General features: G+C 69.7%; 11 protein-coding genes. 10 read left to right on the top strand and 1 reads right to left on the bottom strand.

All coding sequences use genetic code 11. The features are described from left to right. The first annotated feature begins 138 nt into the window (after positions 1–138). The gene (locus ABTV10_RS22950) at positions 139–990 is read left to right on the top strand and encodes a helix-turn-helix transcriptional regulator (protein ID WP_499030762.1); all 852 of its coding nucleotides are present in this window, start codon (positions 139–141) and stop codon (positions 988–990) included. On the opposite strand, the gene ABTV10_RS22945 is transcribed toward ABTV10_RS22950, so the two are convergent. Then, complete coding sequence (locus ABTV10_RS22945; protein ID WP_499030760.1) at positions 980–2254, bottom strand: MFS transporter; 1275 nt, start codon at positions 2252–2254, stop codon at positions 980–982. The genes ABTV10_RS22950 and ABTV10_RS22945 overlap by 11 nt on opposite strands. A gap of 76 nt (positions 2255–2330) precedes the next feature. Between ABTV10_RS22945 and ABTV10_RS22940 the strand changes: the two genes are divergently transcribed. The 9 genes from ABTV10_RS22940 to ABTV10_RS22900 all read left to right on the top strand — a co-directional run bounded on the left by ABTV10_RS22940 (position 2331) and on the right by ABTV10_RS22900 (position 12018). Continuing rightward, positions 2331–3038: a FadR/GntR family transcriptional regulator gene (locus tag ABTV10_RS22940; protein ID WP_433607890.1), complete on the top strand. Its 708-nt coding sequence runs from the start codon at positions 2331–2333 to the stop codon at positions 3036–3038. Positions 3039–3382: 344 nt separating this feature from the next. Beyond that, on the top strand, positions 3383–4537 hold the full coding sequence (locus tag ABTV10_RS22935; RefSeq protein ID WP_499030758.1) for a magnesium and cobalt transport protein CorA: 1155 nt from the start codon (positions 3383–3385) through the stop codon (positions 4535–4537). Positions 4538–4760: 223 nt separating this feature from the next. Continuing rightward, positions 4761–5288: an OsmC family protein gene (locus ABTV10_RS22930; RefSeq protein WP_433607888.1), complete on the top strand. Its 528-nt coding sequence runs from the start codon at positions 4761–4763 to the stop codon at positions 5286–5288. 80 nt (positions 5289–5368) lie between these two features. After that, positions 5369–6442: an ATP-dependent DNA ligase gene (locus ABTV10_RS22925; RefSeq protein ID WP_433607886.1), complete on the top strand. Its 1074-nt coding sequence runs from the start codon at positions 5369–5371 to the stop codon at positions 6440–6442. A 3-nt stretch (positions 6443–6445) separates the two neighbouring features. Beyond that, positions 6446–7492, top strand: coding sequence for a DNA polymerase domain-containing protein (locus ABTV10_RS22920; RefSeq protein WP_499030754.1), 1047 nt, complete (start codon positions 6446–6448; stop codon positions 7490–7492). 127 nt (positions 7493–7619) lie between these two features. Then, positions 7620–8861 (top strand): serine hydrolase domain-containing protein, encoded by a 1242-nt coding sequence (locus tag ABTV10_RS22915; protein WP_499030752.1) that lies wholly within the window; start codon positions 7620–7622, stop codon positions 8859–8861. Between the two features lie 13 nt (positions 8862–8874). After that, positions 8875–9081 (top strand): dodecin, encoded by a 207-nt coding sequence (locus ABTV10_RS22910; RefSeq protein ID WP_433607882.1) that lies wholly within the window; start codon positions 8875–8877, stop codon positions 9079–9081. A gap of 182 nt (positions 9082–9263) precedes the next feature. Then, a complete protein-coding gene (locus tag ABTV10_RS22905) occupies positions 9264–10904 on the top strand; it encodes an FAD-dependent oxidoreductase (protein ID WP_499030750.1) in 1641 nt (546 codons plus the stop codon). 109 nt (positions 10905–11013) lie between these two features. Beyond that, the gene (locus ABTV10_RS22900; protein ID WP_499030748.1) at positions 11014–12018 is read left to right on the top strand and encodes a L,D-transpeptidase; all 1005 of its coding nucleotides are present in this window, start codon (positions 11014–11016) and stop codon (positions 12016–12018) included. Positions 12019–12146: the final 128 nt, after the last annotated feature.

Raw genomic sequence — 12146 nt, 5'->3', positions numbered from 1 at the left:
TGCTGTGACGGGCGCTACAGCCCGTCGGAGCCGACGCTATGGGGTGCGGCGAGGTGGCCGCTACCCTCTGAAGTGGGTATCCGATCGTGGTGCCCGGCTACCGTTGCCGACGAACGACCGGGGCTTCCGACCGAACCGATGACCGACATCCTGAGACCGAGCGACGAGGACGCGATCCGCGCCGAACTCCGGTACCTGCGCACCAGCACGTCGCTGCCGGTGCTGTTCGGGGGCATGGTGGACGGGCCGAGCATGCGGCTGTCCGGCTTCGTCGGGACCCGCGGCGCGATGCTGCGCGACCTGGTGATCGACACCGCGTGCGGGCTGGGCGGCCGGGTGATGGCCGAGCAGCGTCCCGGTGCGGTCCAGGACTACGCGAACTCGCGGCACATCACGCACGACTACGACCACGAGGTGGCCAGCGAGGGCATCGAGTCGCTGCTCGCGGCCCCCGTGGTGGTGCGTGGGACCACGCGGGCCGCGGTGTACGGGGGCCTGCGGGCCAACCTGCCGATCGGTGACGTGGTGGCGGAGGCCGTGATGCGTTCGGCGCGCAAGCTCGCCCACGAGATCGAGGTCCGCGACGAGGTGGACCGTCGGATCGCGATGATCGAGAACGCGCGCACCGAACCGGTGGCCCACCGGGATCCGCGGGTGTCGGAGGGGATCACCGAGAGCTACCTCGCGCTGCGTTCGATCGCCGACCGGCTCGACGACGACGCCCTCAGCGCCGAGGTGCAGGCCGTCGAGCGGAAGCTGCGCGGGCTCACCACCGGGGGCTCGGAGCCGGCGAAGGTGTCGCTGTCGGCGCGTGAATTCGAGGTGCTCGTCCACGTCGCGCTCGGCTGCCGCAACGCCGAGATCGGGCAGCGGCTCGGACTGCGCCTCGACACGATCAAGAGCTACATGCGCAACATCATGACCAAGCTCGAGGTCCACAGCCGGCACGAGGCCGTCGTCGAGGCCCGCCGGCAGGGCCTCATCCCGTAGCGGTGCCCGATGCTCGGGCGGGTCGGGTCCTGTTGAGCACCAGTGCGATCAGGCAGGCCAGTGCCGTGGCGGTAGCGAATTCCGTGACGGCGGCCGACGTTCCCTGATAGGTCATCAGGAGCCCGGCCGCGACCGCCGGCACGCCGGTCCCGAGATAGGTGAGCGTGTAGAAGGCCGCGAGCACGGCGCCGCCGGAAGCGCGCGCCCGGGTCGCGATCGCGGTGCCGACTCGCTGCATTCCGCCCGCGAACGCGAGCCCGTGCCCGACACCGACGGCGACGGCCACGACGAACAGCAGCGGCACACCGCGTATCCGGTCGACGACGACCACGCCGACCATTCCGGCGAGCAGCAGGCCGAGTCCGATCCGCTGCGCGACAACCGGATCCGTCCCGCGCATGCCCAGCTGGGACGCCACCGAGCACGACATCACCAGGGCGGCGGGCCCGGCTCCGATCAGCAGGTTGGAGACGCCGAGCATCTCCGAGATCCACGAGGGCACCACCGACTGGAACAGACCCACCGCCGCCCAGGCGACGGCGGACGGGAGGGTGGCGAGCAGGAACACCGAGCGGATGTCCCGCGGGACGCGGGGCAGTTCGATCAGGCGGCCGCCGGTGGTCCGGGTCGCGCGTTCGGGCTTCGGCAGCAGGACCAACGCGACGAAACCCGGCACGAGTGCCACCGCGAAGAGCGCGTAGGGGAGCACCGTCGGGTGCGGGAGATACTCCGCGATCGCTCCCGCGAACAGCGGACCCAGCGCCGCACCCAGCGCGGTGCTCGCGGTGGCCGCCCGCGCCGCTCGGACCGGGTTGCGGGCCGGGGCGTGCTCGAGCAGTGCGGCGGTCCCGGCGGCGGAGCAGGCGCCCACCGAGACGCCCTGCAGGATGCGCCCGGCGAACAACCACGCGGTCGAATCGGCGGTCGCGAGAACGGCCGCGCCCACCGCGCCCGCGAGGAGCGCCGTCACGAGGATCGGGCGGCGCCCGATCCGATCCGACAACGGGCCGAACAGGAAGAGCGTCGGAACCAGGGCGGCCGCGTACACCGCGAAGATCGCCGTCTGCGTGGCCGGACTGAACCCGAACTCGGACCGGTAGACGCCGTACAACGCGGTCGGCATGTTCGTCCCCAGCAGCAGGATCGCGAGCACGTACCCGATGCCGTGGAAGTGGCGGGACGGCCGGTGCCGGGCGGACGCTTCGGACGCGTCGGCGACGCGATCGGCCGGGGCTGGTTGCGGTCGGGTGAGAGGCGGGCGCACGGACTACATCCTACGTAGGACGTCCTATGTATTGTGGGTGAGGGTGCGTAGTGGCAGGTCGTGTGAGGATGAAGCCGTGACGGTGGTGCAGAAGGAATCGGCGTATCAGCAGGCGCTGGACTGGATGCGCGCCCGGATCGCCTCGGGTGACTGGGCGGTGGGCGAGCGCATTCCCATCGAGACGGAGCTGACGGAGCTGCTCGGCGTCGGGCGCAACACCCTCCGCGAGGCGGTCAAGTGCCTCACCTCGACCGGAGTCCTCGAGATCCGGCGGGGTGCCGGCACCTTCGTGCGCGCGCGCACCGACCTCGGCGGGCTTCTCACCCGGCAGGTGGCCGTTTCCGAGATGCTGCACGTCTACGAGGTCCGTCGGGCTCTCGAACTCGAGGCCGTGAGACTGGCCTGCGCTCGCCGGACCGACGACGACATCCGGCGTCTGCACGCGGCACTGGATCTGCGCAACGAGACCGGCCGCAGCGGGGACGGCGGCGCGTTCGCCGACGCCGATCTCGCCTTCCATGTCGCGGTGGTGGCCGCCGCGCACAATCCGGTCCTCGACGAACTGTTCGCCGGCATCGCCGAGCCGCTGCGAGCGACGTACGACTTCACCGAGGGCGTCCACGAACCGGAACTCGGGGCCGCTCATCACCGGAACGTCGTCGACGGGATCGAGCGCGGCGACGAGTCGCTCGCCGTGCAGGGCACGTGCGGCCATCTCGACCTGTTCGTCTCCGGCGTGCACGAACGCCGAGCCGATGCCGAGGGTGCGCCGCCGTCCGGATAGCAGTTTTGGAGACGTGCATCCCGCGGTCGAAATGTGTTCTCCGCGCGGCAATCTGGACATGTGTGGCCGGTGCCATCCGCTACCAGACGGAGAAGGAACGCATCGACCGCCGACTCCGGTTGTCGCCCTCGGCGCTGTCGGAGTAGTGTGTCGTCGTTCGTATCGAACCTTGCCCGCGCGGTCGCGGGATTCGAGGAAGAGGAGGTGGGGCTAGTCATGAGTAGCCAACCTCCGAGTACCAGCTGAAGCAATCCACATCACCCGGCCGGGTGGTGATCGACTGGTGTCCGCACGACCGCAGCGCGTGCTGCCGGACGCGGACCTTCCCGAAAGCTGTACCCCACATGCGTGAGAAGCGCCCCATCCGCTCGATCCTGCCGCGGCGCGCCGCGGGAACCGCCGACGACGTGGTCTCGCCGGAGCACTCGATGGCCCCGCGACACCCGGGGCACTCGCCCGCGCCGCAGCACAGTGCCGTCGAGTCGAGCGTCGTCAACAGCGCCGTCTACCGGGACGGCCGGCGCATCGCGTCGCCCGCGACGCTCGCCGCGGCGCTCGAGAGCCTGCCGGACGCCTCGTCGATGGCGTGGATCGGTCTCTACCGACCCTCCGACGCCCAACTGCACGCTGCGGCAAGGCAATTCGATCTGCACGAGTTGGCGGTCGAGGATGCGATCGTTGCGCACCAGCGGCCCAAGCTCGAGCGCTACGGCGACACCCTGTTCGTCGTGCTCCGCGCCGCCCGCTACCTCGACGAGTCGGAGTCGGTCGACTTCGGCGAACTGCACATCTTCTGCGGCCCCACGTTCGTCCTCACCGTCCGGCACAGCGAGTCGCCGGACCTGTCGAACGTCCGGACGCGGATGGAGAGCGACCCGGACCTGCTGCGGCTGGGCCCCGAGGCGGTGCTCTACGCGATTCTCGACGCCGTCGTCGACGGGTACGCGCCCGTCGTCGCGGGCCTGCAGAACGACATCGACGAGATCGAGACCGAGGTGTTCAGCGGCGACCCGATGGTGTCGCGGCGCATCTACGAACTCTCCCGCGAGGTCATCGAGTTCCAGCGCGCCACCAAGCCGCTGCTCGGCATGCTCCGGGCGCTGTCCGCGGGCTTCGACAAGTACAAGACCGACGAGGAACTGCAGAAGTACCTGCGCGACGTCACCGACCACGCGACGACCGTCGTGGAGCGGGTGGACGGGTTCCGGGACCTGCTCGCCAACATGCTCACTGTGAACGCGACGCTCGTCTCGCAGGCGCAGAACGAGGAGATGCGCAACCTCACGCAGGCCAGCTACGCGCAGAACGAGGAGATCAAGAAGATCTCGTCGTGGGCCGCAATCCTGTTCGCGCCCACGCTGATCGGCACCGTCTACGGCATGAACTTCGACAATATTCCCGAACTGCACTGGGTGGGCGGCTACCCCTTCGCGCTGATGCTGATGTTCCTGACGTGTTTCAGCCTCTACACGATCTTCAAGAAGCGTGGCTGGCTGTAGGCGGTGTGGCCCCGGAGCGGACGGCCGGTTACAGTCACCGCTGTGACCGACCTTCGCGCGATCGACCGCGGTGAGCTGCTGACGCGGCGTCGCCATGTCGATTTCGCGCGCGTGTGCGCGTCCGGTTGTCCGCGGTCCTGATCGACCCCTTCCCGCACGACGACCACCCTCGCCGCGGCGCCCTCGCGCGCCCGCAACCGCACACGACAGGACCGTATTCCCCATGACCACTGCAGCTGTCACGCATCTGTCCGCGATCGTCGCCGCCACCGGCGACGCCGTCTCGAAGGACGACACCAACGCGCACGTCGTCTTCCGGGCCTCGGCGCAGGCCCACGACGCCGTCGCCAGCACCGTCAAGCTCGGCAAGTACTCCGTCGAGGTGGACGAACCGCCGGCCCTCGGCGGCGAGAACACCGCCCCCAACCCGGTCGAGTACTACCTGGCCTCGCTGCTGTCGTGCCACGTGGTGACCTACCGGTTCTGGGCCGAGCGTCTCGGCATCCGGGTCGACGACATCAAGGCCCGTGCGGAGGGCGACCTCGACGTCCGCGGCTTCTTCGGCTTCGACGACGCCGTCCGCCCCGGATTCGGCGAGGTCCGCGTGGTCGTGACGATCACCGGCCCGGAGTCGCGCGAGCGCTACCTGGAACTGCACGCGGCGGCCGAGGCGCACTGCCCGGTCCTGGACCTCACGCGGAACCCGACGCCGGTGGTCTCTGTGCTCGAGACGCCCGACGCGAACGCCTGACCGCGTCGGCGCTGCTCGCCGGACGCGCGGGCAGCGCCGATGCGGCGCGAATTCGGTGCCCGGGTGTCACTATGGACCCCGTGGACCTGCCGATCGTTCCGCCGCTGCAACCGATGCTGGCCAAGGCCGTGTCCGGGGTGCCCGAACAGCCCGCCGGTGAACCGGTGTGGTCGTACGAACCGAAGTGGGACGGATTCCGCGCCATCGTGTTCCGGGACGGCGACGACGTCGCGTTCGGTTCGCGCGGGGGCAAGGATCTGGCGCGGTACTTCCCCGAGATGGTCGACGCGGTGCGCGCCGAACTGCCGACGCGCTGCGTTGTCGACGGCGAACTGGTAGTGCCCCGCGACATCGGCGGCCGGACCCGGCTGGACTGGGGTTCGCTGTCCGAGCGCATCCACCCGGCCGACAGTCGGGTGCGGTTGCTCGCCGAACAGACCCCCGCCCAGTTCATCGGGTTCGATCTCCTCGCGCTCGGCGACGACGATCTCACCACACGTCCGTTCGCGGAGCGGCGCGCGGCGTTGCTCGGCGCCGTCGGCGGCGGGCCCCGTTGTCACGTCACCGCAGCCACGCTCGACGCCGCGGTCGCCGAGCGCTGGTTCGAGACGTTCGAGGGCGCCGGCCTCGACGGTGTGGTCGCGAAGCGACTCGACGGCCACTACCTGCCGAACAAGCGGGAGATGGTCAAAATCAAGCACTCTCGCACCGCCGACGTCGTGGCGATCGGGTATCGCCCGCACAAGAGTCAGCCGGGCATCGGCTCGATCCTGCTGGGCCTGTACGACGACGGCGAGCTGCACATGGTCGGGGGCGCGTCGGCGTTCACGGCGAAGCGCCGCATCGAACTGCTCGCCGAGCTCGAACCGCTGAGGGTGGGTGACGACGTCGTCGCCGAGGGCGAGGCCACACGGTGGCGGTCGAGCGCCGACCGCAGCTGGGTCCCGCTGCGCCCCGAACGGGTCCTCGAGGTCGCGTACGACCAGATGGAGGGCGGGCTCGGGGAACGCGGCAGCCAGGCCGGTGTCCGGTTCCGGCACGCCGCCCGGTTCCTGCGATGGCGACCCGACCGGGTGCCCGAGTCGTGCACGTTCGACCAACTCGAGGTGCCGCTGCGCTACGACCTCGCCGACGTTCTGACGGGAGAGGACTGAATCATGGCCACCACCAAGCGTTCTCCGGCGGAGGAGCTCGACGTCGACGGCGTCGCGGTCCGGCTGTCCAACCCGGACAAGATCTACTACCCGCGCCTGGGCGCCGAGGGTGGCACCAAGCGACACCTCGTGGAGTACTACCGCAAGGTCGCGACCGGAGGCGAGCTGCTGCGGGCGCTGCGGGACCGTCCGACGCACATCCAGCGCTTCCCGGAGGGTGTCGAGGGTGAAGAGATCTACCAGAAGCGGGTGCCGACCAAGCGGCCCGAGCACGTCGGGTCGTGCGAGGTCACCTTCCCGTCGGGCCGCACGGCCGACGTGCTGCGGGTGCGCAGCGCCGCCGACATCGTGTGGGCCGCGAACCTCGGGACCGTCACCTTCCACCCGTGGGCCGTGCGCTGCCCGGACGTCGACCACCCCGACGAGCTGCGGATCGACCTCGACCCGCAGCCCGGCACCGACTTCGACGACGCCCGCCGCGTCGCGCTCGACGTGCTGCATCCGCTGCTCGACGAGCTGGGACTGATCGGCTTCCCGAAGACATCCGGTGGACGCGGCCTGCACGTCTACATTCGGATCGAGCCGCGGTGGGACTTCGTCGCGGTGCGCCGCGCCGGGATCGCGCTGTGCCGGGAGATCGAGCGCCGCAGCGGCGACCGGGCCACCACCAAGTGGTGGAAGGAGGAGCGCGGCGAGCGCATCTTCCTCGACTTCAACCAGAACGCGCGCGACAAGACCATCGCGTCGGCGTACTCCGCCCGCCGCACCCCCATCGCGACCGTCTCGACGCCGGTGACCTGGTCGGAGCTGGCGTCCGTCGAACCGGACGACTTCACCATCGCGACCGTCCCGGCCCTGCTCGCCGGACGGGGCGACCCGATGGCGACGCTCGACGACGTCGCGCACTCGCTCGACGGGCTGCTCGAGATGGCCGAGCGGGATCTGGCCGCGGGTCTGGGCGATATGCCGTATCCGCCGAACTATCCCAAGATGCCGGGCGAGCCGAAACGCGTGCAGCCGAGTCGCGACCGTGACCGGAAGGAGAACTGAGTCGGTCACGCGACCAGGTCGAACGACGATCCGATAATTGACGTATGTCGATTTCGCCCCGCGGCTGCCCCTTCCAGCCTTAGGCTGCGGCAATCACAATGGTGGGGGAGCGGGATCGGAGGCCGCCATGACCATTCAGGTCGAACAGGGAAGCGTGTCGCGAGTTGCGCCCCCCGAGCGGATGCCGGTTTCGCCGGCGGTTCCGTCGGATCGCACTCAGATGCTGGTCCATCCCCGGTTCCTGCCGCTCGCGGACCGGTTCTTCTCGATGTACCGCTACCCGCACAACGGCGGCGGCGGGCTGGTCGCGTACGTGCACGGCGAGAAGGTCCTCGACATCTGGGCGGGATACGCGGACCGCGACCGCCGCTGGAGCGGCGACACCGTCGCGCTCTCGTTCTCCACCGGCAAGGGCGTCGCGAGCACTGTCACGCACCGCCTGGCCGAGCGCGGGATCATCGACTACGACGCCCCGGTCGCCACGTACTGGCCGGAGTTCGCGGCCGCGGGCAAGGAGTCCATCACGGTTCGAGACGTGCTGACCCACCGCACGGGTCTGCACAAGGTCCGCGGACTGGTGCCGGGCCGGCTCGGCCTGCTCGACTACGACACCGTCGTCGACGCACTCGCGGCGGCCGCGCCCGACCGCCGCCGGCTGCGCGGACCCGGGTACCACGCGGTCACCTACGGCTGGCTGATCGCCGAGACGGTGTCGCGCGCCACGGGCAAGCCGTTCGCGCAGATCGTCCGCGAGGAGATCGCCGAACCGCTCGGCGCCGACGAGTTCTGGTACCAGGTGCCCGCCGACCAGAAGCGTCGGATCGCGAAGCTGTTCCCGCACATCAACCCCGGCGGACTCGACTGGCGACTCACCTCGGCCGTGCTCGCCCACATGGGACCGCTGCGCGGGCTGGCCGAGGCCGCGATGCCCGACGGATTCGACGAACTCGTCCGCAATCCCGCCGTGCACGACGCCGTGATGCCCGGGTGGAACGGCGTGTTCAGTGCCCGATCCCTCGCGCGGATGTACGCCGCGATCGCGAACGGCGGCGTCATCGACGGCACCCGGTTCCTCGAGCCCGAGACCCTCGAGCAGATGGGCGCGGTGCAGACCCGCGACCGCGACTACGTGCTGGGCATCAAGCTCGCGTGGCGCCTCGGGTACCACCCGCCGATCCTGGCCAGCCGCATGCAGCCGACGCGCGGGCTCGGCCACTACGGGGTCGGCGGCTCCGGTGCGTACGCCGACCCGGAGACCGGCCTCGCGCTCGCGTTCGTCACCAACCGGCTCGGCAATGCCGTCACCGCACTCGGTGACCTGCGACTGGCCCGGCTCGGTGCCGAGGCCCAGGAGATCGTGCGTTCGTGAGGGAGGTCCGTCGATGAGTAACCACGTCTACCGGGTGATCAAGGTCGTCGGGTCGTCGACCCAGGGTGTCGACGCCGCGATTGCCAACGCGATCGACCGCGCGAGCCAGACGATGCACAATCTCGACTGGTTCGAGGTGGTCGAGACCCGCGGCCACATCGAGGAGGGAGCCGTCGCTCACACGCAGGTGACGCTCGAGGTCGGGTTCCGGCTCGACTAGTTCGGTCCCCGGGACCGCGAAGGCTCCCGTGGGCCGAAAGTCCCCTCGTGCACCGATCCTCGACCCAAACTGGAACACGTTATAGTCTTGTCCGGGAACGACAGTCTCGGTGGTGTACTCACAGGTAGGGAAGAACTGTGGCTTATGTGATTACGCAGGCGTGCTGCAATGATGCCTCGTGTGTGGACGTTTGTCCCGTCAACTGCATTCATCCGACGCCGGACGAGCCGGAGTTCGCGACCACGGAGATGCTCTACATCGATCCGCAGACGTGCATCGACTGCGGCGCCTGCGTCGACGAGTGCCCGGTCGACGCGATCTTCGGTGACAACGAACTGAGCGAGGCCCACGCGGTCTACTCGGAGATCAACGCCGCCTACTTCGAAAAGCACCCGATCGGCCCCGACTGGCCGGAACTGGCCGAGCCGCGTTCGCTCAGCGCCGACCTGGGCACGCTGCGCGTCGCGATCGTCGGGTCCGGACCGGCCGCGTGCTACGCCGCCATCGAACTCACCTCGCGTCCGCGCGTCGAGGTCGACATGTTCGACCGTCTGCCCACGCCGTACGGACTGGTCCGTGCCGGCGTCGCCCCCGATCACCCCGGCACCAAGGGCGTCGCCGACGTCTTCCGCTCGGCGCTGAGCAAGCGCTCCGTGCAGTGCCACTTCAACGTCGAGGTCGGTCAGCACGTCAGCCACGACGAGCTGCTCCAGCACCACCACGCCGTGATCTACGCGGTCGGCGCCGCCAGCGACCGGCATCTCGGCGTGCCCGGTGAGGAGCTGCCCGGATCGCACGCCGCCACCGAGTTCGTGGCCTGGTACAACGGCCACCCCGACTACGCGGACCGCACGTTCGACCTCTCGGGTCAGCGCGCCGTCATCGTCGGCAACGGCAATGTCGCGCTCGACGTCGCCCGCATCCTCGTCACCGACCCCGACGAGCTCGCCAAGACCGACATCGCGGAGCACGCCGTCGAGGCGCTGCGCCGCAGCAACATCCACGAGGTCGTCATCGTCGGCCGCCGCGGACCCGCGCAGGCCGCGTACACCAACCCCGAGTTGATCGCGCTCGGCCAGATGGCGGACGTCGACATCGTCGTCGACCCCGACGAGGCGATCCTCGACTCGGCCAGCCGGGCGTGGATCGACGGTCCCGACGCCGAGCCGTCCGAGAAGCTCAAGGTGCGCCAGGTCGAGGAGTTCGCCAAGCGCACCGCGACCGACGGTCGCAAGCGGATCGTGCTGCGCTACCTCGCCTCGCCCGAGGAGGTCCTGGGCGGCGAGCGTGTCGAGGGTATCCGTCTCGTGCGCAACGAGCTCGTCGCCGACGAGTCGGGCAAGCTGAGCGCCCGCCCCACCGATCGGACCGAAACCCTCGAGACCGGTCTGGTGCTCCGCTCGATCGGCTACAAGGGCGTGCCCGTCGCGGATCTGCCGTTCGACGACCGCCGCGGTGTCATCCCGAACGAGAACGGTCGCGTCATCGATCCGGAGTCCGGCTCCCCGATCCCCGGCGTCTACGTCGCGGGATGGATCAAGCGCGGACCCACCGGCGTCATCGGCACCAACAAGCACTGCTCCGCGGCCACCGTGGACCTGCTGCTCTCCGACTTCTCGAACGGCCTGCTCACGCAGCCGGGCCGCGACGGGGAGCACCTCGCGCAGCTGATCGGTGAGCGCCAGCCGGAGGCCATCGACTTCCAGGGTTGGCAGCGCATCGACAAGAAGGAGCGGGTGCTGGGCGCCGAGAACGGGCGTCTGCGCACCAAGATCGTCGATCTCGCGGCGATGCTCGAAGCGGCCCGCGGCGAAGCAGGCTGACGCACGTCACAGCGGTTCGAGGTTGTCGGTCGGCTGTCCAGTCTGTCTAATGGGACAAACGGGGCAGTCGCCCACTGCGGTGGGCACGCGCGTAGGAAGGGGCACGCACTTGACCGACACATCGACCGCAACCTCCGGACGGGGTCGCCGCTGGTTCACCCGCACCGCGGCCCTCGTGGCCACGGCCACCGCCGCCGGTGCCGTCCTGGCGGCCCCGGCGCAGGCGGTGCCGCTGTTCCCGGGTGGCCCGGAGATTCCGGACATCCAGGTGCCGACGCCGCAGCTGCAGCTCCCGTCCGGCTTCCAGTTGCCGACGGTGCAGCTTCCGCCCGGTTTCGAGTTGCCGCCGCAGGTCCTGGCCGCGCTCCCGGCCGGATCGGTGGCGCCCGCGCTCGCGCCGATCGGCCCCGCGAACTTCACGGCCCCCTCGCTGAACCCGGCACCGGGCGAGGTGGTGGGCGTCGCGCAGCCGATCATCGTCGGCTTCAACGAGCCGATCGGGGATCGTGCCGTCGCCGAGCGCGCCATCCGCGTCACCACCGACCCGCCGGTCGAGGGCAGCTTCTACTGGATCAACGACAGGCAGGTCCGCTGGAAGCCCACCGAGTTCTGGCCGGCCAACACCCAGGTCACCGTCGACGCGGGCGACTCGCACTCGACGTTCTCGATCGGCGACGCCCTGGTGACGTACGCCGACGACAACACCAAGCAGATCAGCGTCTTCCGCAACGGCGAGCTGGTCAAGACGATGCCGACGTCGCTCGGCAAGCCCGGCCACGAGACCCCGAACGGCACGTACATCGTGGGCGAGAAGTACCGCGACATGTACATGGACTCGTCGACGTACGGTGTGCCGATCGACGACCCCGAGGGCTACCGGACGTACGTCGAGTACGCGACGCGGATCTCCTACAGCGGCATCTTCGTCCACGCCGCCCCGTGGTCGGTCGCGGACCAGGGCCACACCAACGTCAGTCACGGCTGCCTCAACGTCAGCACCGAGGACGGCAAGTGGTTCTACGAGAACGCCAAGAAGGGTGACCCGGTGATCGTCCAGAACACCGCCGGCGGAATCCTCAGCGGCGCCGACGGCCTCGGCGACTGGAACCGCTGACCTGCACTGAAACCGAAGAGACCGGCGCTGCGCGAGAACGACTCGCGCAGCGCCTTTTTCGCGTCCGGGTGCATCGACCCGAGACGTTCAGGCCGTGTGTCGCGTGCATTCACCCGGTATTCGCAGTC

It is taken from the genome of Paraburkholderia sp. RHO2 (assembly GCF_050955445.1).
GTDB classification, from domain to species: domain Bacteria; phylum Actinomycetota; class Actinomycetes; order Mycobacteriales; family Mycobacteriaceae; genus Prescottella; species Prescottella agglutinans_A.
Note: the sequence above shows the minus strand (reverse complement) of the source record. Positions and strands in the feature narration are given on the sequence as shown.

Coding starts and splice junctions, on each gene's coding strand:
- ABTV10_RS22950 (WP_499030762.1), top strand. CDS start 139: ATGACCGACATCCTGAGACCGAGCGACGAGGACGCGATCCGCGCCGAA.
- ABTV10_RS22935 (WP_499030758.1), top strand. CDS start 3,383: ATGCGTGAGAAGCGCCCCATCCGCTCGATCCTGCCGCGGCGCGCCGCG.
- ABTV10_RS22930 (WP_433607888.1), top strand. CDS start 4,761: ATGACCACTGCAGCTGTCACGCATCTGTCCGCGATCGTCGCCGCCACC.
- ABTV10_RS22920 (WP_499030754.1), top strand. CDS start 6,446: ATGGCCACCACCAAGCGTTCTCCGGCGGAGGAGCTCGACGTCGACGGC.
- ABTV10_RS22915 (WP_499030752.1), top strand. CDS start 7,620: ATGACCATTCAGGTCGAACAGGGAAGCGTGTCGCGAGTTGCGCCCCCC.
- ABTV10_RS22910 (WP_433607882.1), top strand. CDS start 8,875: ATGAGTAACCACGTCTACCGGGTGATCAAGGTCGTCGGGTCGTCGACC.